The organism is Alteromonas sp. AWQ4_252 (genome assembly GCF_056158205.1).
Map to the genome: position 1 here is coordinate 1,680,614 of NZ_JBSWSV010000001.1, position 26,570 is coordinate 1,707,183.

The 26,570-nt window shown below is 47.3% G+C and carries 20 protein-coding genes; 17 read left to right on the forward strand and 3 right to left on the reverse strand.

Going from position 1 to position 26,570, the window contains the following annotated elements; all coding sequences use genetic code 11:
• Window positions 1-58 precede the first annotated feature (58 nt).
• Both ACXACM_RS07555 and ACXACM_RS07560 read left to right on the forward strand, forming a co-directional pair.
• Window positions 59-1,117 carry an efflux RND transporter periplasmic adaptor subunit gene (locus tag ACXACM_RS07555; RefSeq protein WP_474820837.1) on the forward strand — a complete coding sequence of 353 codons (1,059 nt, stop codon included), beginning with the start codon at window positions 59-61 and terminating at the stop codon, window positions 1,115-1,117.
• Complete coding sequence (locus ACXACM_RS07560; protein ID WP_474820839.1) at window positions 1,117-4,254, forward strand: efflux RND transporter permease subunit; 3,138 nt, start codon at window positions 1,117-1,119, stop codon at window positions 4,252-4,254. The genes ACXACM_RS07555 and ACXACM_RS07560 overlap by 1 nt, the downstream gene beginning before the upstream one ends.
• Window positions 4,255-4,275: 21 nt before the next feature.
• On the opposite strand, the gene ACXACM_RS07565 is transcribed toward ACXACM_RS07560, so the two are convergent.
• Window positions 4,276-5,577, reverse strand: coding sequence for a nitrate- and nitrite sensing domain-containing protein (locus tag ACXACM_RS07565; protein ID WP_474820840.1), 1,302 nt, complete (start codon window positions 5,575-5,577; stop codon window positions 4,276-4,278).
• 502 nt (window positions 5,578-6,079) lie between these two features.
• Here ACXACM_RS07565 and ACXACM_RS07570 point away from each other — a divergent pair.
• The 3 genes from ACXACM_RS07570 to cynS all read left to right on the forward strand — a co-directional run bounded on the left by ACXACM_RS07570 (window position 6,080) and on the right by cynS (window position 9,204).
• The gene (locus tag ACXACM_RS07570) at window positions 6,080-6,946 is read left to right on the forward strand and encodes a formate/nitrite transporter family protein (RefSeq protein WP_474820842.1); all 867 of its coding nucleotides are present in this window, start codon (window positions 6,080-6,082) and stop codon (window positions 6,944-6,946) included.
• 83 nt (window positions 6,947-7,029) lie between these two features.
• A complete protein-coding gene (locus tag ACXACM_RS07575; protein WP_474820843.1) occupies window positions 7,030-8,739 on the forward strand; it encodes a bifunctional protein-serine/threonine kinase/phosphatase in 1,710 nt (569 codons plus the stop codon).
• 15 nt (window positions 8,740-8,754) lie between these two features.
• Window positions 8,755-9,204, forward strand: coding sequence for a cyanase (gene cynS, locus ACXACM_RS07580; RefSeq protein WP_474820845.1), 450 nt, complete (start codon window positions 8,755-8,757; stop codon window positions 9,202-9,204).
• Between the two features lie 39 nt (window positions 9,205-9,243).
• On the opposite strand, the gene ACXACM_RS07585 is transcribed toward cynS, so the two are convergent.
• Window positions 9,244-9,510, reverse strand: a complete 267-nt coding sequence (locus tag ACXACM_RS07585) for a hypothetical protein (RefSeq protein ID WP_474820846.1) — start codon at window positions 9,508-9,510, stop codon at window positions 9,244-9,246.
• Between the two features lie 218 nt (window positions 9,511-9,728).
• Here ACXACM_RS07585 and ACXACM_RS07590 point away from each other — a divergent pair, with 218 nt between their 5' ends.
• From ACXACM_RS07590 to ACXACM_RS07645, 12 genes are all read left to right on the forward strand, one after another.
• Window positions 9,729-11,294 (forward strand): SulP family inorganic anion transporter, encoded by a 1,566-nt coding sequence (locus ACXACM_RS07590; protein WP_474820848.1) that lies wholly within the window; start codon window positions 9,729-9,731, stop codon window positions 11,292-11,294.
• Between the two features lie 325 nt (window positions 11,295-11,619).
• Window positions 11,620-14,163, forward strand: coding sequence for a nitrite reductase large subunit NirB (gene nirB, locus ACXACM_RS07595; protein ID WP_474820849.1), 2,544 nt, complete (start codon window positions 11,620-11,622; stop codon window positions 14,161-14,163).
• 11 nt (window positions 14,164-14,174) lie between these two features.
• On the forward strand, window positions 14,175-14,528 hold the full coding sequence (gene nirD, locus ACXACM_RS07600; RefSeq protein WP_474820850.1) for a nitrite reductase small subunit NirD: 354 nt from the start codon (window positions 14,175-14,177) through the stop codon (window positions 14,526-14,528).
• Window positions 14,529-14,552: 24 nt separating this feature from the next.
• A complete protein-coding gene (locus ACXACM_RS07605) occupies window positions 14,553-17,324 on the forward strand; it encodes a nitrate reductase (protein ID WP_474820852.1) in 2,772 nt (923 codons plus the stop codon).
• On the forward strand, window positions 17,317-18,201 hold the full coding sequence (cobA, locus tag ACXACM_RS07610) for a uroporphyrinogen-III C-methyltransferase (RefSeq protein ID WP_474820853.1): 885 nt from the start codon (window positions 17,317-17,319) through the stop codon (window positions 18,199-18,201). The genes ACXACM_RS07605 and cobA overlap by 8 nt, the downstream gene beginning before the upstream one ends.
• The gene (locus ACXACM_RS07615; RefSeq protein WP_474820854.1) at window positions 18,185-19,183 is read left to right on the forward strand and encodes a glycosyl transferase family protein; all 999 of its coding nucleotides are present in this window, start codon (window positions 18,185-18,187) and stop codon (window positions 19,181-19,183) included. Before cobA ends, ACXACM_RS07615 begins: the two co-directional genes overlap by 17 nt.
• A gap of 170 nt (window positions 19,184-19,353) precedes the next feature.
• Window positions 19,354-19,728, forward strand: coding sequence for a BlaI/MecI/CopY family transcriptional regulator (locus ACXACM_RS07620; protein WP_474824265.1), 375 nt, complete (start codon window positions 19,354-19,356; stop codon window positions 19,726-19,728).
• Window positions 19,721-20,893 (forward strand): TonB family protein, encoded by a 1,173-nt coding sequence (locus ACXACM_RS07625; protein ID WP_474820856.1) that lies wholly within the window; start codon window positions 19,721-19,723, stop codon window positions 20,891-20,893. The genes ACXACM_RS07620 and ACXACM_RS07625 overlap by 8 nt, the downstream gene beginning before the upstream one ends.
• Before the next feature lie 428 nt (window positions 20,894-21,321).
• Complete coding sequence (locus ACXACM_RS07630; RefSeq protein WP_474824267.1) at window positions 21,322-22,686, forward strand: CmpA/NrtA family ABC transporter substrate-binding protein; 1,365 nt, start codon at window positions 21,322-21,324, stop codon at window positions 22,684-22,686.
• Between the two features lie 91 nt (window positions 22,687-22,777).
• Window positions 22,778-23,701: an ABC transporter permease gene (locus tag ACXACM_RS07635; protein ID WP_474824269.1), complete on the forward strand. Its 924-nt coding sequence runs from the start codon at window positions 22,778-22,780 to the stop codon at window positions 23,699-23,701.
• A gap of 18 nt (window positions 23,702-23,719) precedes the next feature.
• Window positions 23,720-24,577, forward strand: a complete 858-nt coding sequence (locus ACXACM_RS07640; RefSeq protein ID WP_474820857.1) for an ABC transporter ATP-binding protein — start codon at window positions 23,720-23,722, stop codon at window positions 24,575-24,577.
• 89 nt (window positions 24,578-24,666) lie between these two features.
• Window positions 24,667-25,869 carry an alginate export family protein gene (locus tag ACXACM_RS07645; RefSeq protein WP_474820859.1) on the forward strand — a complete coding sequence of 401 codons (1,203 nt, stop codon included), beginning with the start codon at window positions 24,667-24,669 and terminating at the stop codon, window positions 25,867-25,869.
• Between the two features lie 72 nt (window positions 25,870-25,941).
• Here the strand turns inward: ACXACM_RS07645 and ACXACM_RS07650 are convergent, their stop codons facing one another.
• Window positions 25,942-26,565, reverse strand: a complete 624-nt coding sequence (locus tag ACXACM_RS07650) for a thiol:disulfide interchange protein DsbA/DsbL (protein ID WP_474820860.1) — start codon at window positions 26,563-26,565, stop codon at window positions 25,942-25,944.
• Window positions 26,566-26,570 lie beyond the last annotated feature (5 nt).

Genomic DNA, 26,570 nt, shown 5'->3' on the forward strand with positions numbered 1-26,570 from the left:
TTGGTGATGAAACTCGTGGTCGCCGGCTTTCACTGATGTCAAAAGGAATGGTTGTAGTATGAATAAATCCTCTTTGTTTGCGTTGATATTTGTCTGCTTAATCGTGGGGTGGATGCTATCGGGAATGTTGGTTGAAGACAGCGAGCAGGAAAGTGAAACCGTCAGCAAAGATCAACCTTTTGCCGTTGAAGTATCGACATCTACAGCTCAAAACGTACCTGTTACTATTGTTATTCAGGGGCAAACCGTGCCCGAGCGCACGTTGCAGGTAAAGGCGCAAACCAGCGGCAGAATAGAAAAAATTCTGGTGGAGGAAGGCGACGAGGTCAGTGCCGGTGATGAACTTCTCAACATTGAGCTGGAAGACAGGTTAATTCAACTGGAACAGCAACAAGCCCTGTACGAAGCGCGGAAAAAAACGTACCAACGATTATCCACACTGGCCAACAAACAATATCAATCAGAGTCTGACCTCGATACTGCCCTTGCCAATGTTAAGGCTTCGGAAGCCGCCATCGCCCGCATTCGTTCCGACATCGGTTTTGTGAAACCTACCGCACCATTTAATGCAGTGGTGCAATCACTCAGTGCTGAAGTGGGGGATGTGGTGAGCATTGGTGATCCAATGTTAGAGCTGGTTGACAATTCGGTTTTGGTGGTAGAGGTTCAAATTGCCCAGCAGCAGATAAATCAGGTGAGAACGGGCCTTGTTGCTGACATTGCTTTGGCTACTGGCGAACAGGTAAGCGGCGAGGTGCGGTTTGTGGCGCCACGGGCGAGCAGTGCATCGCGAACGTATTTAGCTGAAATTGGTATCCCCAACGCTGATGGGCGATTGAAATCCGGCTCTAGTGCCACGGTGAGCTTAAGGGTTGAGACCAAAAAGGCCCATTATGTTTCCCCAGCGCTTTTCTCGCTAACGGAAGATGGCAAAATCGGCTTGAAGTCAGTAGATGACAACAACCAGGTTGTGTTTCACGAGGTGACTTTACTGCAATCAGATAATGACGGCGTCTGGGTTACAGGCTTGCCCCAAAGTGTGAACCTGATAACCACTGGGCAAGGATTTGTAGAAGCCGGAAACACGGTAACGCCTGTTGAAAAGGCGGCGCCGTGATGAATGCCATTATTGATGCTGCATTTGCCCGCGCCCGCACGGTGGCGCTCGTATTTTTCGTACTGACCATTGCCGGTGCCAGTGCTTATTTCGCCATTCCCAAAGAGTCAGAACCCGACATTACCATTCCTTTTATCTATGTTTCTGTTGTGTATGAAGGCATTGCGCCGGAAGACAGTGAACGTTTGTTGGTAAGACCCTTAGAAAAAGAACTCCAGTCGATCGAAGGGCTCAAGGAGATGAAAGGCAACGCATCCCAGGGTTTTGCTTCCGTTACCCTAGAGTTTGATGCAGGCTTTGACGCCGACCAGGCGCTGTTGGATGTGCGTGAAAAAGTCGATTTAGCCAAAGCAGAGCTACCCCCTGGCAGTGAAGAACCCAGAGTAACAGAAGTGAATCTGTCGCTGTTTCCTGTATTGACGGTGATGTTGTCAGGAGAATTGCCAGAACGCACACTGATAAACCTCGCTCGCCGCTTGCAGGACGAAATAGAAGCCCTTTCCGGCGTGCTGGAGGTTGATATTGCCGGCGACAGAGAAGAACTACTAGAGGTTGTTATCGACCCAATGGCGTTAGAAACCTATAACTTGTCTTTTCCCGATGTACTTAACTTCGTGAGTCAGAACAACCGGCTGGTGGCTGCCGGTGCTATTGATGCCAGCGCGGGAAGAATGGTGTTTAAAGTGCCGGGTGTGATTGAAACCATGCAGGATCTCGCTACTTTGCCAGTCAAGAAAGTAGGCGATACCATCATCACCTTCGACGATGTGGCCACCATTCGCAGAACCTTTAAAGATCCGGTTAGCTTTGCCCGCCTTCGGGGCGATAATGCCATTGCCCTTGAGGTGTCTAAACGCAGTGGTGCGAATATTATTGAAACCATTGCTGCGGTGAGAAACCTGGTGGAAATGAGCCGAACCCAATGGCCCGATACCATTCAGGTGGATTACTTGCAAGACAAATCCGATGATATTCGAAGTATGTTGGGGGATTTGGAAAACAATGTCATAACAGCCATCATACTGGTGATGATTGTTATTGTGTTTGCCCTTGGTATTCGGCCGAGTATTCTTGTGGGCCTGGCTATTCCCGGTTCGTTCCTGGCGGCCATGACGGTTATCTATTTTTTCGGCATGACAATGAATATCATTGTGCTGTTCAGCCTTATTTTAGTCGTAGGCATGTTGGTTGACGGCGCAATTGTTACCATTGAACTGGCCGACAGAAAAATCTCTGAAGGTGAACCGCCCAAAACGGCCTTTGCTTCGGCGTCCAAGCGCATGGCCTGGCCCATTATTGCGTCCACCATTACTACGCTCACTGTATTTTTTCCGTTACTCGTATGGCCCGGATTGGTTGGCGAGTTCATGAGTTTTCTGCCACTCACAGTTATTATTACCTTAACAGCTTCTTTGTTCATGGCACTTATTTTTATTCCGGTATTGGGCGGTATTATTACCCGGAAAGTCAGCGTAGATCCCAATTCCACCACGGTGAAATACATTCGTTTGGCAGAAAAAGGCGAGCTATCTGCCATCAAAGGATGGCTGGGGCGCTATTTGCGTTTTTTACAGGTAATAGTGAATCATCCTGGCAAATCCACACTGGCTGCTATCGGGATTATGATCCTTACCTTCGTGTGTTATGGCGCGCTGGGAAGGGGCGTGCTCTTTTTCCCCAGCATTGAACCTGAGTACCTGCAGGTTCAGGTACAGTCCCGAGGCGACCTGTCTATCTACGAGCGCGATAAGCTCGTTCGCAAAGTAGAACAATTCCTGCTGGAACAAGATAACCTTGATTCGGTATACGCGCGAACCATTGGCGGTGGCAGTAACAATCAGTCTGATATTCCGGAAGATGTCATCGGCGTCATACAACTTGAGTTGAGCGATTGGCAAACCCGGCCTCCTGCGTCTGAAATTATGGCGAAGATCCGCGCCTATGTAGGTACCATTCCCGGTATTAAGGTGCAGGTGCGCTTGCCGGATATGGGGCCAACAGCAGGTAAACCGGTGCAAATTGCCCTTAGCGGTATCAATCAGGATACGTTAATTAAAAGCGTGAAACACATCTTGCAGCTAATGGATAAAGTAGGCGGCTTTGTGGACGTGGAAGATTCCCGGCCATTACCCAGCGTGGAATGGCGGCTAATTGTAGACCGAGAAAAAGCTGCCAAATACAATGTCGACGTGACCTTATTGGGAAATGTGGTGAAATTGATCACCAACGGTGCACTCCTTGCTGAATATCGCCCCGATGATGCCGAAGAAGAAGTGGAAATCCGGCTGCGTTTCACCGAAGACTTTCGCAACGTAGAGCAGTTATATCAACTGCGTATTCCTTCGGCGGACGGGGCAGTACCTATCGGGAACTTTGTCACCATTGAACCGGCTCCGAAAACAGGCCGGATCAGCCGTTTGGATGGCATGAGAAATTACACAGTAAAAGCGGAAATTGCCAAAGGCGAGCAGCTCGATCAAAAGTTGGCGCAATTGCGTGATGAACTGCAAGCATCGCCTCTGCCGTCTGGGGTTATGCTCTCGTTTCAGGGGGAAGATGAAGACACCCAGCAATCCATGGCGTTTCTGGGCAATGCGTTTATCGGCTCAATATTTCTTATGCTGATCATTCTGGTAACGCAGTTTAATAGTTTTTATCAGGCTTTCGTTGTACTGAGCGCTATCATTTTTTCAACAGCAGGTGTGCTTATCGGTTTAATGGTAACGGCGCAGCCCTTTGTAGTTGTGATGAGCGGAATTGGAACCATTGCGCTGGCCGGCATTGTTGTGAATAACAATATTGTATTAATTGACACTTACAACACCTTAAAGGCGCAAGGCATGTCAGCTCAGGAAGCCATCATGCGCACAGCGGCACAGCGTGCCCGACCTGTTTTACTGACATCGGTAACCACTATCTTGGGCTTGCTGCCCATGGTGTTTGCCCTGACCATCGACATTGTAGGCAGAGAAATTTCTGTAGGCGCGCCCTCAGCGCAATGGTGGACAGTGTTGTCGAGCACCATCGCAGGCGGCTTAACCTTTGCCACCTTTTTGACTTTATTGCTGACACCGGCCTTGCTGATGTTAGGGGAAAAGCTTAAATCGCTCACCTCTCGCACTGGCGAACAGCACTGAGATTGATGCGTTTTGAGGGCACTAGCAGTTAGGTTTTTGCGCGGTGGCTTTTACTACCTTGTGGGCAACGTCAGCTAATCTGCAATTCTGATCCATGGCAGATTTTTGTAGTCGTCGGTAGGCCTGCTCCTCCGTCAGTTGCCATTGTTGCATGATGAGTAACTTAGCTCGGTCGATATTTTTCTGATCGATAATGGCCTGTCTTGCTTCATCGAGTTCTGCGGTCATGGTTTTAATATGCGCAGATTGATCGCATAGCAAATCATAAAAAGAGCGATGGGCGGAGAGATTCTCGGCTTCAGCAACCTGATGAGCTGTTAACGAATCACTGCCTCGCAAGCCGGGGATTTGCGGGTCGAAGAGCATGGTCAGCGGGCTTCCCGAAGGTGCGGGTTGTTGTTCGAGGTAGCGCAACCGTTTACGGTGATTTTTAAGCTCAGCGTCTGCCTCCTCTACCCGATGGGCTGCCATTTCAACCAACGAACGGGTTAAACTCACCTCTATGTCACGCATGGCATCTATGCGTTTAGTGGCAACATCAAACCACACTTCGCTTATTTGACCATCGATGGGGCTACCATCAGCCAGTTGCTGAATCATTTTTCGGAGGCGGGATATATCCTGTTGCACATCGCTTTGGGTAATTTGTGCCCACTTTGTAGCCACGTCTTCTTGTGCGAAACTGCAAAAGATGTCGAAACTGTGATTTTGATCTTCTTGCAAGGTGACTAAACGTTCACACAGCGAGGTGTTAAAGTGTGTTTCTGCGAAACCGATAGCACCCCATGCCCGTTCTTGTCCGGCAAACTCTTTACCCTGTAAGAAATTAAACAGTGCTACCAGTAAACGGGTGATTTTAGGATCACTGGCCACATCAGCAGCTTCAAATATAACGGTAAGTAAACCTCCCACCAAGCGGCAATACGCTTGGGTAGATGATAATGCGGTAACCTCCTGCGAACCAATTTTTTCTCTCAAAACTGGTAGGTTATCTAGGCCTTGCAGTGCCATGGTAATGCTTGCGAGCAATCTCATGTTGGCAGTATTTTCTTCAGAAGTCAGATACAAGGCTTTTAACTGACTTCTCAGTGTTTGCTCTGCCTCCTCACTGGTTTTAACCTGATTTGCTCGAGTAGTGTTAAAGCGGGTGCCTCTAGAAGCCAGGAAGACATTGCTGACCCCTCTTTCTTTTTGTAATTCGTGGATCATATCAGCCACTGTAATCACTAACTTACAGTTCGACGCTAACTGATTCAGTGCATGGATTTCCGCGTGTTTCGCTGCTAGCAGAAAACGCTTGGTCGCTTCGCTATAGGTTGCCATAAAACGCTATTTGTGGGTGGTGGTGTAATGCCTTACATGGAGTAAAGCTTATTTTGTGCCGTTTCATTACCTGGCATTAAATTCGCAGATAAAAGCGCCGACAACCCTCTGGCAATAAGCACTGCAAAACTATGCTGATTGCGACGAAGTGGCCGTTGAGTAAGTTAAAGTGAAGAAAAACGATCAAATCAGTGCGCGCTTGCACATTCATGGTGCGAAACGGCTGGTTGAAATTAGAACAAGAGGTTGGAAAAAAAGCTAACACACTGTTAAGTAATGAAAAGTTAAATTTGGCCTTATCTTTGCTGTATTCAAATTGCTGAAAGTTTGTAACGAGTAAGCGCGTCTTGTGCGACGCAGTACAACAAAATGGAAATTTGGATAACGACGTCCAATACCACGCTGAAGAGCGATGGTTTGGGCGTTTTTTTGTGCCCGCATTTTGTTGTGATGTTGTTGACTCGCGCAATAATCCAACACACTCACTTTAAAGGTATACACAATGGCTTACTTATTACCCAACGAGTTTGTAACCAAGATGGTGGACGCGGGTGAATCCAAAATTTACATGTCTACCCGTGACACGTTAGTCAGAGGTTATATGGCAGGTGCTATCCTTGCACTTGCTGCTGTATTTGCAATTACTATCGCGGTGCAAACCGGCGTATTTCTCATTGGAGCAATTTTGTTTCCGGTGGGATTCTGTATGTTATATCTGATGGGCTTTGATTTGCTCACAGGCGTGTTCGTGCTTTGTCCGTTAGCCTGGCTGGCCAAACGTCCGGGGGTGACATGGTCTCAGATATTAAGAAACTGGGGCTTGGTGTTCTGCGGGAACTTTGCCGGGGCCTTAACGGTGGCATTTATGATGTCCTTTATATTTACCTACGGTTACAACGTTGATGGCGGTGCTATTGCTTCAAAAGTGGCTGGTATCGGTGAAGCCAGAACCTTAGGTTATGCCCAATACGGTGCTGACGGCTGGCTGACAATATTCATCCGCGGCATGCTATGTAACTGGATGGTATCAATGGGTGTCGTTGGTGCCATGATATCTACCCATGTGAGCGGCAAAATTTTTGCTATGTGGATGCCAATCATGTTGTTCTTCTTCATGGGTTTTGAGCACTCTGTTGTTAACATGTTCTTATTCCCATTCGGCATCATTATGGGCGGTGACTTCTCTGTCTTGGACTATTTCATTTGGAATGAAATCCCTACCGCTCTTGGCAACCTGGTGGGCGGTTTAGCGTTTACCGGATTAACCCTTTACAGTACCCACTACCGTACTGCGCCAAAGCGTAAATTAGCTACAGGCACACCGCCGGTTACGTCTGAATCAGCAACCAAACCTGTTGCAGCGAACTAATTTACAATGCAAAACAAAGCTAAGCTGATGGTGTTGTTAATGACACCATCAGCTTGTTTTCACACTTCTCGTGCATCCAGATCATGCTCACACTCTCCATAGGCCAGTTTTCCAGCGCGGGCGAGAAACCGCAAAATCAGGATAGTATTGGTGCATGCGTGCCAAACAACGATCGTCTGGATTTTAAAGGCGCATGTGTTCTGCTAGCAGACGGGATCAGTTCCAGTGACGTCAGTCATATTGCTTCCCAGGTTGCGGTTAAACAATTTCTTGATGATTACTATTGCACGTCTGACACCTTGTCGGTTCCCCGTGCTGCCCAGCAGGTTATACAGGCTATAAATCGTTGGTTAGTAGCGCAAACCCGGGAAAGTCCGTTCAACGGCGAGTTGGACAAAGGGTATGTTTGTACATTTAGTGCCCTTATTCTTCGTCATGCCACGGCCTACTTATTTCACATTGGCGACGCGTGTATTTTTCGCTTGCGAGATGGACAACTTGAAACGCTAACCCGACAACACAGGCAGCCGAAGCCAGGTGAAGGACATTATTTAAGTAACGCACTAGGCATTCATCAGCCAGTGATAGCAGACACTGCTCAATTGCCTTTACAACAAGGAGATGGGTTTGTACTGGCCACAGATGGCGTTTATGAGCACATCGCGCCTGATGTTATCAAAAATGTGATCTGCAAACATCGCAACGACCCACAAACTGCGGCGAACGAACTGGTGGACTTGGCCTTTCAGGCTGGTAGCGACGATAACTTATCAGTACAAGTGGTTTGGGTAGAAAGTACTGCAGATGAGCCACTTGAAATTGGCGAGACATCACAGCCGATACCGCCGGTAATGAAAGCGTCAGATACCATTGATGCACTTACCGTTTTGAGGCCGGTATACCACAGTGCGAGAAGTCACGTTTACCTGGTACGACATGAAGCTACCGGGCGGGAAATGATATTAAAAGCGCCATCTGTTGAGATGGCCCACGACGCAGCATTCCTTAATGGGTGTTGTATGGAAGAGTGGGTAATGCGGCGTATCAGTAGTCAGCATGTGGTCGCTGCACCATCTGATACTGGCCCGCGAACCGCTTTTTATACCCTCAGTCAAAGGGTTAAAGGTGTTACGTTGGCCCAATGGCTTGCTGACAATTCTGCGCCTGATCTGGAAACCATTAGACAACTGGTAGAACAGGTCGCGAAAGGCTTGATGGCGTTACACAGGAAGGATGTTTTACATCAGGATATCCGGCCTGAAAATATTATGGTAGACGACAATCTGGCAGTAGTGCTCATAGATTTGGGTGCCGCCTCAGTGGCTGGTTTGAATACCGGGCTTGAACAGGAAACGTGTGTGCCTGGTACAGCGATATACGCTGCCCCTGAATATTTTCTGGGGCAGGGTGGCAGTGAGCGTTCCGAACAATTCTCCCTTGCTGTGCTGACATACTACCTGCTCAGCGGGCGTTATCCGTACGGTGCTAACGTCGCCAAAGCATTGAGTGTATCGGCACAGAAAAAACTTGTTTATCGCAGTGTGCTTGATCCAAAAAGAAATATTCCCTTTTGGCTGGATCACACGCTGAAAAAGGCCCTTAACCCTGACCCCAGCAGACGTTATGACGCCCTTTCAGAGTTTATTTACGATTTGCGACATCCAAACCCTGCTTATGTTTCCAAGCAACGGCCACCGCTCATTGAGCGAAACCCAGTGGCATTTTGGCAGGGTGTAAGTGGTGCATTACTTATTCTTATTGTTGTGCTCATTACAGAGCGTTTTGTTAACTAACCCGAGGAAAATCCTATGATTTCAGATAGACAGCAAGTGACGGCTATGATCATGAGTGCAAAAGTCAGTAAGCAGATCAAGTGGTCTCAGGTAGCCGAGGTGGTCGGTGAGTCGAAAGAATGGAGTACAGCAGCGTGTTTGGGCCAGATGGCAATGACAAAAGAGCAGGCTGAGGCCGTAGGCGCATTATTTGAACTGAGTGATGAAGCGATAGCATGGTTGCAAATTGCACCTTACAAAGGTTCATTGCCAACAGCGGTACCCACTGACCCCTTAATTTACCGCTGGTACGAGCTGGTTAATGTTTATGGAACAACGTTGAAGGAGTTGATCCATGAGGAGTTTGGTGACGGTATTATGAGCGCCATTGACTTTTCTATGGACCTGACGCGGGAGCCGGATCCAAAAGGCGACCGGGTAAAAGTCATTATGTCTGGAAAATTTTTGCCGTACAAAACCTACTAATGGTTCAGCAACAGGCTCTGATTAACAGGGCCTGTTTGGTTATCGTCGAACTACGTGCAGGAACCAGCCAACAAAAACGGAAATAAGAATGCCGAAAAAGCCAAGAAGTGGAAGTATTGACCATACCCATCTGCGCACTTTTTCTGCTTCGATATCTGCCCCCAGAGGAAGGTAGAGTAAGCCCAGAGTTGTAACCACAACAATTGATACGGCCGATACCAGCGTTGCCCGCCAGAATGGCCGGGGCATTACCCAATTTATTGCAAAGGCCAGAATTAGCGCTACTGCCGCCAACAGATATGCCATTAATCAATTCCCCAAGTTGGTAAAAAGTTCAACAGTGTGCATAGGTGATCGGCAGATTGCAAATTTCCCTTACCAGTGCAGGTGAAGTTCACCTTTCAGCAAGCCATACCAGCCTGGCACCCGCTCGGTGTTAACAATCTATTAAAGGACTTTACAAAACATTAGTGGTAGAATCCCCGCCCATTTTTTAAACAACCCTTAATCTGAATTGGATCGTAATGTTTGATTTAATTAATAACAAAGACAGCAACGTGAAAAATGATGTTCTGTCGGGGATCACGGTTGCGCTGGCATTGGTGCCGGAAGCTGTCGCTTTTGCATTCGTGGCTGGTGTTGAACCCATGATTGGTCTTTACGCCGCCTTTATGATGGGACTTATCACATCCGCTATTGGCGGGCGTCCAGGCATGATTTCTGGTGCCACAGGTGCCATGGCGGTGGTAATGGTCGCGCTGGTCGCGGAACACGGCGTGCAGTACTTATTCGCGGCAGTGCTTCTTGCCGGCTTGCTTCAAATTTTGTGTGGCGTGTTTAGGTTGGGGAAATTTATTCGCCTGGTGCCTTACCCTGTGATGCTTGGCTTCGTGAACGGATTGGCCATTGTGATCTTCTTAGCACAGCTCGGTCAGTTCAAGGTGATAGGCGAAGCGGGCAATCTGACGTGGATGGAAGGCAGCATGCTCTATATCATGCTGGGTTTAGTCGCACTTACCATGGCTATTATTTATTTATTGCCAAAGCTGACCAAGGCGGTACCTGCCTCACTGGTTGCCATTGTTACTATTACCGCGTTGGTTCACGGCCTCGATTTAGAAGCGAGAACGGTTATTGACTTTGTACGCGACCTGTTACCAGAAGACCAGAAAGCCTCAGCAACTCTGGCTGGTGAACTACCGACTTTCGCCATTCCCATGGTGCCATTTACCCTCGACACACTGATGATTATTCTGCCCACGTCTGTCATTCTGTGTTTAGTGGGCCTTATCGAATCATTGTTAACCCTTACTCTCATTGATGAAATGACAGACACCCGCGGCCGCGGAAATAAAGAGTGTATCGGCCAGGGGGTTGCTAACACCGTTAACGGGTTCTTCGGCGGTATGGGTGGTTGTGCGATGATTGGGCAATCCATGATCAACATAAACTCTGGTGGTCGAGGCCGTTTGTCAGGTATTACAGCGGCGTTGGTACTGCTTGGTTTTATTTTATTTGCTGCGCCTTTGATCGAAATGATTCCGTTAGCAGCGTTAGTCGGCGTGATGTTTGTGGTGGTAATTGGCACCTTTGAATGGGCATCGTTCCGTATTATACGCGGCGTAAATAAAGAAGATGCGTTTGTCCTCTTCCTGGTAACCGCAGTCACTGTGATTTCTGATCTGGCCATTGCCGTAGTGGTAGGGGTGATTGTTTCTGCCTTGGTGTTCGCCTGGAAAGCGGCACGTTACATTGAGGCGAAAACCCATATTGATAATGATGGTTGGAAGGTCTACGAATTAAGGGGGCCGGTGTTCTTTGGTTCAATCAGCCATTTCAAGGAAATGTTTGATGTAGCCAATGATCCCGAGGATGTTGTGATTGACTTTCACAACAGCCGGATTTGGGACTCTTCAGGTATTGATGCCCTCGATACTCTGGCCGATAAATACGATCAACAGGGTAAAAAGCTGCATATCCGTCATATTAGTTCTGAGTGTCGTAGTCTGCTGAAGAAGGCAGATAAGTTTGTCGAAATTAACGTGAATGAAGACCCACGTTATCGCGTCGCGACGGATAAACTGGCGTAAGGGAAATGCACATAATTGGCGCATTGTGCGACTTTTGAGTGCAAAAGGGGCGGCTTTGTAGCCGCCCTTTTTACGTTAACCTATTGAAACTTAATGTCTTAAAAATTTGGCATCAAAGTTGTAAGCATCAATGTTGTAAGTAGTAACATCAATCACAGTAAGAAAATAATAGCAGTGGCGTGCATTTGCGCATTAACCACAACAAGGCATACAAAATCGTTATTGTGTAAATAATTCGCGCACGAAAGAACGTGCAACAGGCAACGAAGCCCATGACCAGATAGCTGGTCATGGGTTTTTTTTTGGCTCAAAAAAGGGTTCAACAATGACAACATCAACACCGCATCCAAAAATCCTGGTAGTAGGTAACGGGATGGTGGGGCACCACTTTGTCGAACAATTGGTCACCAGCCAGGTGGGTTGTGACATAACCGTTCTGAGCGGCGAAAAGCGGCTGGCATATGACCGCGTGCATTTATCTTCATGGTTTAGTGGTAGCACCGCCGACGACCTCGCAATGACTGACGAAGACACCTATCGGCAATGGGGCGTAAACTTCAAATTGGACGCCCAGGTCATAGATATCGACCGTGAAAATAAAACCGTGTCTACGGCTACTGAAACCTTTGCTTATGATGTATTGGTGCTGGCTACAGGGTCTTATCCTTTCGTTCCGCCTATTCCCGGGAATGAACAACCTCATTGTCTGGTGTATCGCACTATTGAGGATCTCGAAGCTATCGAAGCCTCAGCGAAAGACAGCAAAGTTGGTGTGGTTGTCGGCGGGGGGCTACTTGGGCTTGAAGCGGCAAATGCATTAAAAGAAGCTGGCGTGGAAACCCATGTGGTGGAATTTGCTCCCCAGCTTATGGCAGTGCAACTGGATCAAGCTGGTGGAACTGTCCTCAAGGACAAAATTGAAGATCTCGGGGTAACGGTTCATACCCAAAAAGCCACGCAAGTGATCGAGACCGGCAGTCAGTGTCGCTATCGAATGAATTTTGCCGATGAAACTCACCTGGAAACCGATATGATTCTGTTTTCAGCAGGTATTCGCCCTTCAGATTTTCTCGCCAAAAAGACCGGCCTTGAGGTTGGGGAGCGGGGCGGCATAGTCGTCAATAATCATTGCCAGACTTCCGACCCAAGCATTTATGCCATAGGAGAATGTGCTCTCTGGAATAACCGAATTTTCGGTCTGGTCGCACCGGGTTATACCATGGCTCGTACGGTGGCTAGCCACATTGGTGGTGAAGAAGCGTCTTTTACCGGCGCAGATATGAGTACCAAACTAAAACTCATGGGCGTGGAAGTTGGTTCAATTGGCGACGCCCATGGTAAAACGCCAGGTTCATTGAGTTATATCTACCACAATCAACCAGAAGGCGTGTACAAAAAGCTGGTAGTTGATGGCACCCAAGAGCACGTATTAGGCGCGGTTCTGGTTGGTGACACCAGCGACTATGACACCTTGTTACAGTATTGCCTGAACGGCATCGCATTACCTGAACATCCGGAATCGCTTATTTTACCGTCAGCTGGGGAGCAGCCAGCGCTTGGCGCGGATGCGTTGCCAGATTCTGCGACCATTTGCTCGTGTCACAATGTGGCTAAGTGCGACATTACCCAGGCATTAGACAACGGTTGTACAAGCTTAGGTGACGTTAAGAGTGCTACCAAAGCGAGCACCGGTTGTGGCGGGTGTACTGCACTGCTGAAAAACGTAGTAGACAGTGAACTGGAGAAGCGTGGCGTAGAAGTATCAAAGGCCATTTGCGAGCACTTTAACTATACCCGACAGGAGCTGTTCCATATTGTTAAAGTGGAAGGAATACGCAGCTTTGACGACCTGTTAGCCAAACACGGAAGCGGCTTGGGCTGTGATATCTGTAAGCCCGCAGTGGGCTCCATTCTAGCTTCTGTATGGAATGATTATATTCTCAATCAACACAATCTTCCGCTTCAGGATACCAACGATACGTACCTCGGTAACATGCAAAAAGATGGCACCTACTCGGTTGTTCCACGCATTCCAGGTGGCGAAATCACTCCGGAAGGGCTCATCCTTATCGGCGAGGTAGCTAAACAGTACGGGTTGTACACAAAAATCACCGGCGGACAGCGCATCGATTTATTCGGCGCCCGCGTTGAGCAGCTTCCAGATATCTGGCAGGCGCTGGTTGACGGTGGTTTTGAAACCGGACACGCTTATGCGAAAGCGCTGAGAACAGTTAAATCGTGTGTAGGAAGTACCTGGTGTCGCTATGGCGTTCAAGATTCTGTAGGCAAGGCCATTAACATCGAAAATCGTTACAAAGGTTTGCGTGGGCCGCACAAAATTAAATTTGCGGTTTCCGGATGTACCCGGGAGTGTGCCGAAGCACAAAGTAAAGATATCGGTATTATCGCCACAGAAAAAGGCTGGAATCTTTACGTTTGTGGAAACGGCGGTATGAAACCACGACACGCTGACTTATTCGCCACAGATTTAGACGGCGAAACACTGGTTAAATACATCGACAGAGTACTCATGTTCTACGTGAAAACCGCAGACCGGTTACAGCGCACGTCTGTGTGGATGGAAAACCTCGAAGGTGGGCTCGACTACCTCAAGTCTGTTGTTATTGAAGATTCTCTGGGTATAGCAGACGAATTGGAAGCGCAAATGCAAACCATTGTTGACGCTTATCAGTGCGAGTGGAAAACCACCCTTGAATCTGAATCTGCAAGGAAACGCTTCCGTCAATTTGTTAACAGCAAGAAGGAAGATTCCAATATCCAATTTGTGGATGAGCGAGGCCAAATTCGACCTGCTACTGAAGCAGAAAAAATTGCTGGCTCAGCGCGCATCCCCGTCGAAATTAAATAAAGGAGATTATTATGCAGGCACAAGCAGCATTAGAACCTCGTTGGCACGATATCTGTGCAGAGTCAGAGCTCGTTGATAACAGTGGGATCTGTGCGTTAATTGAAGATCAGCAAATTGCTATTTTCACCCTGGTAACCCAGGGAAGTCGTCAGCTATACGCTGTTTCAAACTGGGACCCTATCGGAAAAGCGAACGTCATTTACAGAGGCATTATTGGCTCTGTGGGTGAAACACCTGTAGTGGCTTCACCCCTTTACAAAGATCATTACAGCCTTGAAACGGGCCTTTGTATTGAAAAAGATGAAGTCAGCTTGCAAACATTTGGTATCCAGCTACGCGATGGCCGCATTCTGGTCGCAGTGTAATAATACGCTTTACAGGACACAGTAATGAATCATGCCCGCACCACACAGGTTAACACATCAGGTTCGTTAGCAGACCCAATCAGGACACCGGCTCTGGCGCAAACGACGTGCCCGTATTGTGGTGTGGGCTGTGGCGTTGATATTACACTGCAGTCGCAAAAAGGCACGATTGAAGCTGTATCCCTTAAAGGCACACCAGAACATCCTGCTAATTTTGGAAGATTGTGTGTAAAGGGAACCAATTTGCTGGAAACAACCGGCCCGGATGGCCGATTGTTGTACCCGGCTATAGATGGCAAGCGGGAAAGCTGGGAAAAAGCCACCACTCACATTGCTGATAAGATAGCCAGCATTGTTCGCGAACATGGTCCTAAAGCCGTAGCCTTTTATGTATCCGGTCAGTTACTCACCGAAGATTACTACGTTGCCAACAAGCTTATGAAAGGTTTCCTGGGAACGGCAAATATCGACACTAATTCTCGTTTGTGCATGTCTTCTGCAGTGGCGGCACATAAACGGGCGTTTGGAGAAGATATCGTTCCTTGTCAGTACGACGATTTAGAAAGTGCAGATTGTATTATTTTTATTGGCAGCAATGCGGCCTTCACGCATCCGGTACTTTTTCAGCGAATTGAACGGGCCAAGCAGCTCAATCCTGCCCTGGAAATCGTATTGATAGACCCACGGGGAACGGATACTGCCACACTGGCCGACTGTCACCTCAAGATAAAGCCCGGCACCGATGCTGTGCTTTTTAACGGTTTATTGCGTTACACCGTCAAATCAAATGCGCTGGACAGCGGTTTTATTGACCAGCATACGACAGGTTTCAGTGACGCAATTGAATCCAGTGAAAGCTATACCCCAGAAGTAGTAGCAGAACAATGCGATGTTGACTTACAAGCAGTACTGCAGTTTTTCGAGCATTTTACTGCTAATGAAAAAGTGATTTCTTTTTTCTCCATGGGTATCAATCAGTCGACTTCTGGCGTGGATAAGGGTAACGCCATTATTAATTGCCACCTGGCTACTGGAAAAATTGGTAAATCAGGCAGTGGCCCATTTTCCATCACAGGTCAGCCTAATGCCATGGGAGGCAGGGAAGTCGGTGGGCTGGCAAATATGCTTGCCGCGCATATGGATATTGACAACCCGGTTCACCGGGAACGTGTTCAACGGTTCTGGCAGTCTCCAACTATTTGTCAGCAACCTGGCCTTAAAGCCGTTGATATGTTCAAACAAATGGCCTCGGGCAAAATAAAATTTGTGTGGATAATGGCAACTAACCCTGTAGTTAGCATGCCCAACCGCAAAGAAGTGGAGCAAGCATTGGCGAAATGCGACATGGTAGTCGTGTCGGATATTGTGAGTAAAAACGACACATTAGCCTTTGCCGATGTGGTGTTGCCTGCCTCAGGCTGGTCTGAGAAAGACGGCACCGTAACTAATTCGGAGCGTCGTATTTCCCGGCAGCGAGGACTTATTCCACCCCCAGGCGAAGCGCGCCACGACTGGCAAGCCTTGTGCGATGTTGCAAAAAAGCTCGGGTACGCAGACCAGTTCTCTTATAGTCACCCTGCAGATATTTTTGCCGAGCACGCAGCGTTAACGGCCTTTGAGAACAATGGCGAACGGGCGCTAGACCTCAGTGGCCTGTGTGATTTAAGTCGACGAGCTTATGATTCACTGACGCCTGTTCAGTGGCCAGTTAATCTAAAATATACAAATGTTCCCTCACGATTATTTGGCGATGGGCGCTTTTATACCGCAGATAAGCGGGCTCATTTTGTCCCTATTTCTCCCCGTTTGCCTCAGCAACAAACAAGCGCGGCATTTCCTTTTGTTCTGAATACGGGAAGATTGCGTGACCAGTGGCACACCATGACCAGAACAGGACGTGCCCCAACGCTTTTAGCGCATACGCCTCATGCAGCTTTACACATGTTTCCAAGCGATATGGCTGCACTAGATCTGACAGAAGGAGACTTAACTTCTGTTAACAGTGGTTGTAGCTCTGACCGCCCGGTTATATTGCCAGTAAAGGCTGACCCCCAACTGCGCAGAGGCGCCTGTTTTGCGCCCATCCACTGGTCTGCAACCTGGGGCTCACATCTCACCATCGGGGCTTTATTCGACGGTTCTCACGACCCGATCTCCGGTCAACCAGAACTCAAGCAGGGAGCCGTAGCGCTTAAGCCTGTCACTTTTCCATTCTATGGAAAAGCTGTTGTACATGAATCGCAGACGATGAAGTCTGTGTGTGACATTTTTGAGTATTGGGCAATGCTGCCACTTAACGGTGGAACATCCGCCATGCTTGCCACCTCTGATGCGCCTTCTGATTTGCTCAATAAAATATTGCAGATAATACCCGATAAGTGGGTGCTTACTTACACAGTGGGTGAGCGTGGATTATCATTGATTGCCACAGAAAGTAATCAGTTGAAGCTTGGTGTATGGACAGCTCCACAGCAAACAGATTTACCAGACAGCTGGCTGGAAGATTGCCTGGGCCGGGATGCGCTCACGCAAGATGATTTGGCATCTTTGCTCCGTCGTCAGCCAGACGAATCATTTTTACAAGGGCCGGTGGTTTGTAGCTGTTTTAGTGTGCGCAGAAAAGTTATTGATGATGTTATCACTGCGGGCGCGTTATCGGTAGAAGCGTTGGGCGAACAGCTCAAGTGCGGTACCAATTGCGGGTCATGTAAACCTGAGCTCAAACGCTGTTTGTCTGAAATGGCAACATCTTCTCAAGAAGAATTCTTTAAGAAAGGGGTAAGTCTCCATGATTAACACCGCTATTTTTAAATTACCCGGGCTGCTCTTTCGCCGGGGAATGGAAAGCACGACAAAAGGCAATAAGCACTCTGACGCGTTCACGGCAAGAGAACGTCGTCAAACAGGACGAGTAATGATTATCGGTGCGGGCCCTGGAGACGCAGAGTTACTTACGATAAAAGCCTGGAAGTGTTTGCAACAAGCTGACGTTGTGTTGTTTGACTGGTTAGTGAATCAGTCTGTTTTAGCGGAGATCCCGCGCCACGTTAAGACAGAGTTCGTTGGCAAGCGCTCAGGCAAGCACTCAATGCCGCAAAATTCCATCTGTGAGCGAATGGTTGAATTGGCCCTGTCTGGCCTTAACGTTGTTCGCCTGAAAGGTGGCGACCCTGCCGTTTTTGCACGTACAACAGAAGAAACTACGGCGTTGGAATCGGCGGGGATTCCCTTTGCCATTGTGCCCGGGATCACCGCAGCTTCAGGGGCTTCAGCTTATACCGGTATTCCTCTTACAGATCGCAATTGTGCACAATCTGTTACGCTGACAACTGCACACTTTAAAGATGAGGATGTGCTGCCTGATTTTTGTAAAATGGCGGCGCAAATGATGTCCCAAACCATGGTGGTTTATATGGGGTTGAAGCGTTTGTCATTGATTTGTGAACAATTGCGAAAGGCGGGTTTACCAGACGATTTTCCTGTGGCTGTCATAGAAAATGCTTGCTGTCCCAACCAGCAAGTGTTGACTGCCACGGTTTTTTCTATTGCACAAAAGGTGGCGGAGGCAGAATTGCAAGGTCCTGCTTTGTTGATCTTCGGAGAGGTGGTAAAGTCTCGGCAAAGCGTCACGCCAGCACTTCTTCAACAGGTTAGCCATGTCACAGGAATTTAGTCAGTACATAAAGATTATTGGGAAAGGTCAAAAAGGAAGCCGTAGTTTAACCAGGCAAGAAGCCTACACGGCAATGAAAATGTTACTTGCCGGAGAAGTGACGGGTGATCAACGGGGCGCATTTTTAATGTTGCTTCGCACCCGGGAAGAAACGCCGGAAGAAGTCATTGGCTTTGTGGAAGCGTGCAGGGAACTCATCCCAGCTACCTTTAAAACGATTAGTGTAAATCTGGATATTGGATGCTATGCAGGCAAGCGCCGACAATTGCCCTGGTATTTATTAGCCGTGGCCTGTTTGGCACAACAGGGTGTCAGGGTTTTTTTACACGGTGCTCATGAGCCTGGCTCTGGTCGTCTATACGCTTCACTTGCGCTGCCCGAACTCGGCTTGCCAGCTATATCCACTGTTGATGAAGCAAGTGCGCAGCTCAATACCTACAATGCGGCGTATTTGGATTTAGGCGTAGTACTGCCGCCTTTAAACACCCTGATTAAATTACGCGAAGTGTTTGGATTGCGTTCTTGTGCAAATACCCTGGCGCGTTTGCTCAACCCAACCGGTTCGACATTTAATGTGCAGGGGGTGTATCACATGCATCTTGATCATAAACATCAGCGAGTGAATGAAGCATTCCCTCAATTTCAGTCTTTGTGCTTTCGCGGCGACGGCGGCGACCCTGAGGTGAACGCAGAACGTCCCACTGAACTCTTCGTTACCCGAGGTGGCAGTACAGATGTCATTGCGCTACCTGAAATGGCAGAAACATGGGCGCTTAAAGACAAAGATATGGATATATCATCCATGTTGTCCTTTTGGCGAGGAGAGCGAGCGCACGCTTATGCTCAGCAATCGATTAAAGCGACACTGACGAGCTATTTGATCCTCACACAGTCGTTATCTATCGAAGCCGCCACTAATCTCGCTACTACCTATTGGCAACAGCGGGATAAAAGCGCATTACCATTTAGCGTCAAGGCGTAATTTTTTCTCCCGTCGCGATAAGGCGGGATTCTCGTTCCTCCTTACTTACCTGATTTCAGGTTCAAAACTCCACTACAATTTTCTGTGAAACAAATGTTTGCTTTTAAGAATTACATGTGTAATCTTATTTTGACTACAAGTGTAATCCTAAAGGTGAGCCTATGGCAGATATGCCAGATATTTCTAATGCTGAATTCGAGGTGCTCGACGCACTGTGGGAAAGTTATCCTGCAACATCTGGCGACATTATTGCGCGCTTGAATAGTCGCAAGCCTTGGCACGAGAAAACTGTGAAAACGCTACTTAGCCGTCTTTTAAAAAAAGGCGTATTGAGTTTTGAGAAGCAGCAACGCCAGTACCTGTATTCCCCGTTAATAGCCCGTGAAGACTACAATCGAAAAGAAACCGCTAGTTTTATAAGTCGCCTTTTTAAAGGCAAGGTTGCGCCTATGGTGGCGGGTTTTGCGAATGAGCAATCTCTATCCAAACAGGATGTTGAGGCGTTAAAGGCATTAATTGAGCAATGGGAAGACAACAATGATTGAATGGTTAATTCAGCAGCAATTTGTTGTTAGCGCGACTGTAATGGTAGTTGCGTTGATCACCTACTCAGGCAGTGACTTTATCAGTGGCAGATTGAGCTACTGGTTATGGGTGTTGGTGCCATTGCTGTTAATTTTAAACAATATTCCGCTGCCGCTAGCGGCATTAGATAATCATGAAATCAGCCGTTATGTCGTCGGTATTTCGGCTGATGTTGTGTCCGATAATAGTTATTTTTTTAGTTACTTATATTCTGGTGGCGTTAGTCTGCTTATTGCCTATTTTCTCTATCAACACTGGATGTTTAAGCGGGCGTTAACACAAAGTATGGCCGTGGCAGAAAATACCTACCTAACTCATGAGGTAGATTCACCCATGTTATATGGCGTAATTCGGCCCAGAGTGCTTTTGCCCAAGCATTTTCACACGTCTTTCGATGCGCAGCAGCAGTCGCTTATATTACAGCACGAACATACCCACATACAGCATCGCGATCACTTGTGGAATGGTGTGGCACTTATCGTAGTAACCTGCTTTTGGTTTAACCCTTTAGTGTGGTTTGGATTACGTGCTTTTCGGTTGTCACAGGAAAGAGCGTGTGATGAATCCGTGTTGCATCGCGCAACAGTGAAAGAGAAATTGGCGTACGCAAAAGCACTGGTGTTATGTGCAGAGCGCGCGTCGTTCAGGGGCAATCCCTACCCATCCTTTGGAGGAAAAACTATTATGATAAAACGATTAAACGGGCTGCAAAGCTTTCGAATCACCACCAGGCCAATGATTGGCGCTGCTATTACAGCCGCAGCACTGCTCATTGGTAATACTGCATTAGCTAAATTACCTGTAGATAGTATGCCCAAAGCTGAGGTGAATAAAGCGCATCCGGTGCAACGAGTTGACCCAGTTTATCCTGATGCCGCCGTTGCTCATGGCGTAGAAGGCGCGGTTGTGCTGCGATTTGATATTACTGAACAGGGAAATACTGCAAACATAGAGGTGGTGTCATCGGAGCCATTGGCAGTGTTTGACGACAGTGCGAAGCAAGCGTTGGCACAGTGGAAGTACAAACCCCGTGTCCAGGGCGGGAAAGCGCAGCGGCAAACCGGTTTGCTTGTTCAACTTGATTATCGGATGGGGCCGGAAACAGAACCTGCTAAAACCAAATAATTCAATACGTATTTCAATGCTAATAAGTGTAAAGCAAGCTGCGCGAACGTGCCGCTTGCTTTGTGCTTAATAAAAGGGCATGCATCATGACAGCGCATTCAGTGCAATGGTTTTGCACAATCATGAATCAATTATCGATAATGATGAATAGTGATTTATTTTAAGTTTATGATTTATATGTGTTTTAAATGTTGGCATTGTTGATGCTTTGTATTAGTCGCACAGTTTTGCATTTCATCGCAACATAATAATAATCCGCTCAAAAGTGACAGGGTTGTGGTGATTTAAAAATAAATTCGCACACCGAGAAGGTGCTAGGCAACGAAGCCCACCAGGTTAATGGTCAAACATTAACCTGGTGGGTTTTTTTTTGGCAACGAGGAATACACATGATTGCGTCAACACCCTTAACAGGTTTAAAGAAAAAAATGAAAGCCATTGCTTGCGGGCTAACTCTGGCTTTTACCACAGTGGGGCTAAGCGCACAAAGTGTGGCAGCAGAAGACATTGGCTGGCCGGAAAAAGAAGAACTCAAGTTTGGGTTTATCAAGCTCACTGATATGGCGCCTTTGGCGATTGCATACGAGAAAGGCTTTTTTGAAGATGAAGGCTTGTATGTCACCTTAGAAGCGCAGGCAAACTGGAAGGTACTGCTTGATCGCGTCATCGACGGGCAGTTAGACGGTGCGCACATGCTGGCGGGTCAACCCTTAGGCGCTACTATCGGGTTTGGTACCGAAGCGCATATTGTTACCGCATTTAGTATGGATTTAAACGGTAACGGCATTACGGTTTCAAACACGATATGGGAAGAGATGAAGAAACATATTCCCATGGAAAACGGACAACCGGTTCACCCTATTAAAGCTAACTATCTTAAACCAGTAGTAGATAGCTATCGGGCCCAGGGCAAACCTTTCAAAATGGGTATGGTATTTCCTGTATCTACGCACAACTATGAATTGCGGTACTGGTTGGCTGCTGGTGGAATCCATCCCGGATACTACGCACCTCACAAAGATGATAATTCAGGCTTAATTGATGCTCAGGCGCAGTTGTCAGTGACACCCCCGCCACAAATGCCAGCCACCATGGAAGCCGGCACTATCTATGGCTACTGCGTTGGCGAGCCATGGAATCAGCAAGCTGTATTCAAGGGTATTGGTGTTCCCGTTATTACCGATTATGAAATTTGGAAAAACAATCCGGAGAAAGTATTCGGTGTGAGCAATGAATGGGCTGAGAAGTATCCGAACACTCATATTCGCGTTGTTAAAGCGATGATCCGCGCAGCCATGTGGCTGGATGAAAACAACAATGCTAACCGTCCTGAAGCTGTGAAAATATTAGCGAAGAGTACTTACGTTGGTGCCGATGAAGCTGTTCTGGCGAACTCCATGACTGGTACATTTGAATATGAGAAAGGTGACAAGCGAGACGTTCCTGATTTCAACGTATTCTTCCGCTACAACGCCACTTATCCGTACTACAGCGACGCTATTTGGTATCTGACACAAATGCGTCGTTGGGGCCAAATTTCAGAGCATAAGCCTGACAGCTGGTACATGGATATGGCGAAGAAAGTCTATCGTCCTGACATCTACGCAGTTGCCGCCAAAGCGCTTATTGAAGAAGGTAAAGCAAATGCCGCTGACTTTCCTGATTTTGACTCTGAATCAGGCTTTAAACCCCCGCAAACAGAATTCATTGACGGTGTTACCTATGACGGTACTAAACCTAATGTCTATCTGGAAAGCTTCAGCATAGGTCTGAAGGGCGACAAAGTCCTTTAACAGTAAGAATCAGGAGAAGAACATGAGCAAGTCGGCGTCGCTGGTAACCTCTATCGGACATCTTAAAGAGGGTAACCCTTTGAAAACACTAATGAGCAATACTCAAGCGTTATTGCTTCCCGTTATTGGATTGCTGCTCTTTTTGGCTGTCTGGAACGGTGTAGCAAAAAACATTGATACATCATTGGGACAATTCCCTGGGCCCGCTCAGGTGTGGACGCAAACACTGACCCTAATCGACGAGCATAATGCTCAGCGAGAACAGGCTGAAGCGTTCTACGTTCGCCAGGAAGAGCGCAATGCGAAACGGGTAGCTCAGGATCCGAGTTATCAGCCTAAAATCAGGCCGTTTACCGGTGCGCCGACTTTCTTCGACCAAATTTGGACTAGTTTGTATACGGTTATGGTGGGGTTTCTTATTGCCTCATTGATTGCCGTACCTGTGGGGATCCTGTGTGGGCTAAGTAAGTCAGCGTACACAGCCATAAACCCGCTTATACAACTGTTTAAACCTGTTTCTCCCTTGGCCTGGCTGCCTTTGGTGACAATGGTAGTCAGTGCCCTTTATGTGTCGGACGACCCCATGTTTTCCAAATCATTTGTGACGTCAGCATTTACTGTATCCCTGTGTTGTTTATGGCCTACGCTAATCAATACTGCGGTAGGCGTTTCCAATATTGATAAAGATTTGGTGAACGTTAGCCGGGTACTGCGATTAAAGCCGCTAACACATCTTTCTAAGATTGTCTTACCTGCTTCAATTCCGATGATTTTTACTGGTTTACGCCTTTCCCTCGGCATTGGCTGGATGGTACTGATCGCCGCCGAAATGTTGGCGCAGAACCCCGGTCTTGGGAAGTTCGTTTGGGATGAATTCCAAAACGGCAGTTCGGAATCACTGGCCAGAATAATGGTGGCAGTACTTACCATAGGTGCTATCGGCTTTATCCTAGACAGGGTAATGCTCATGCTGCAGCGCTTAGTGAGCTGGGACAAAAATAGCGTACTGCGCTAATTAACTGGAGACAAAATCATGACACCTAAACACCTTGAATTAACCCAGGTTGGTATTGATTTCCCCACACCGAAAGGCCCGTTTACAGCGCTAACGGACGTGAACCTTAAAATTGATAAGGGCGAGTTTGTTTCCCTGATTGGTCACTCGGGCTGCGGTAAATCAACAGTTCTCAACATTGTTGCTGGTTTACATCAGGCTACCACCGGCGGCGTTATTCTCGATAACGCTGAGGTCAAAGAGCCCGGCCCGGAGCGGGCGGTGGTTTTTCAGAACCACTCTCTGCTGCCCTGGCTAAGCGTTTACAAGAACGTGGAACTGGCGGTAAAGCAAACTTTGCGTGGAAAAAGCAAAAAAGAAATTCGCGATTGGGTTATGCACAACCTTGAGCTTGTACATATGACCCATGCCACAGACAAATTACCTTCTGAAATATCCGGCGGTATGAAACAGCGTGTTGGTATTGCCAGAGCCCTGGCCATGGAGCCGAAAGTGCTGTTAATGGACGAGCCATTTGGGGCACTTGATGCTTTAACCCGTGCTCACTTGCAAGATTCACTCATGGAAATTCATGCAGACTTGGGCAATACGGTCATCATGATTACGCATGATGTGGATGAGGCGGTTTTATTGTCTGATCGCATTGTAATGATGACAAATGGCCCCGCAGCTACTGTTGGAGAAATTCTGGATATCAAGTTGCCAAGACCAAGAGATAGATTGGCCTTAGCTGATAACCCGGAATATAACCATTATCGCCATGAGGTATTAACCTTCCTGTATGAAAAACAAAAAAAGATAGAACCGGTGGGAAGCAAAAAGTCAGCAAAGGCTTCTGAAAACGGTAAATCAGGCAATAAGTCAGACGCAGCTTAACAGTTTAGATACTTATTAGAAAACAAAGAGGTAGCTCTTCTAGATGTGAAGGGCGGGCTATTCTCGTCTCAAATATAGAGGAACACACAATGAAACTATCAGCACGCTACACACGTTCACTTCTGGTCGTTGCGCTGTCGGGTATTCTATTTCCGGCTACTGCAGCAGACTGGTACGAGGCAATGAAAGAAACCACGGCGACAGCGAATTTTAACTTGCGATATGAGTCCGTCGATCAAGACAACGCGCTGGCAGATGCCGATGCGTTGACGTTGAGAACGATGGTTGGTGTAACCACCGGAAGCTATAACGGCTTCTCTATCACCGCAGAAATGGAAGATGTAAGAATAGCATTTGGTCAGGGCGATTACTCAGTGCCGCCTGCAGGCTATAAAGCTGGTGAGTATTCGGTGATCGCTGACCCTGAAACCACAGAGTTGCATCAGGGCTTTGTACAATACAAAAATGATAACCTCACCATTAAAGGTGGTCGTCAAATTATTACCCTCGATGGCCACCGCTTTGTAGGTCACGTGGGCTGGCGACAAGATTGGCAAACCTTTGACGGAGTAACCGCTAAATATGCGACGGACAATTTGTCATTGTTTTACGGTTATGTAAGTCAGCGCAATCGAATTTTTGCTGAAGCTGCTGATTTAAACAGCAAAGATCACCTGCTCAACGCGTCATATAAGTCTGAGATAGGTAAATTTACCGCTTATGCCTATTTACTGGAAGTCGACAACGATACAGACAATGGCTTGGACACTTATGGTGTTAGCTATGCGGGTAGTACAGCGTTAGATAGCATGAAGTTAGTGTACAGTGCCGAGTTTGCCACGCAAACGTCTGACAGTGGTACCAACAGTTTTGATGCTGACTATTTAAAACTGGAAGCTGGGGCAGTGGTGTCCGGTATAACCGGTAAAGTAACGTACGAAGTGCTGGGCTCTGATGATGGCATGTACGGATTTTCAACACCGTTGGCAACATTGCATAAATTCAACGGTTGGACCGACCAATTCCTGGCAACGCCTGCGCAAGGTTTGGAAGATCTCACATTTTCATTGAGTGGCACCCTCGCAGGTGGTAAGTGGCTGTTGGCATATCACAACTTTGAGGCAGATGAGTCATCAGCCGAAGTTAGCGACCTGGGTAGTGAAATCAACGTGCAATACGTTACTAAAGTAGCTGAGCACTTTACCCTGGGTGTGAAATACGGCAGCTATTCAGCCGGTGATATAAAAGTAGATGCGGACAAGCTGTGGGTGTGGGTTAACACCAAGTTCTAAGATCTCAACCGCATTGATTTGTTGATATAAAAAACGCGCCGTCAGGCGCGTTTTACTTATAGCTGAATAAGATTATTGTTTTGATAACCAAACAATCAACTCTTTAATGTCGTCTGCCGTCATACCTTTTACAAAAGTTGTCTGGTAGCGACCGTTTACAATAAATGACGGTGTGGCATTCACGTCAGCGCGATACTGTGCCAGTAATTTATTGTTTTTCTTGACCATATTATTTACACCGAAGCTGGTGGCGAGTTTGTCGAACTCGGCTGCATCAACATCGTTTACAATAAACAGGCTGCGTAAGTCATTAAGGCTGGTAACAGGAGCCCGTTGTTCATGAATGTATTTAAAAATAGCGTTTACCAGCTTGTCTTCTTCTTTTATGGCGCGGGCAATCATCATTGCACGAGTGGCTTCATCTTGTACCTCAACAGATGCACCTCCCATGAAATTTACATGGATTTTTGTGAACTTAGTGCCTTCAGGTAATGAACTTTTAATATCTGCAACAATAGGTTCGAAACGATAGCAATGGCCACACCAGAACGAAACGAATTCGTAGATTTCAGGCTTCTTTGTTTCAGGGTGGTTAAGCACTTTATAGTGAGTGCCTTCTTTCCATTTGCTATCATCTGCACATGCCTGTAAGGGTATTAGCAGCGCAACTAATAGAACTAAAAAGATTTTTTTCATTGTTA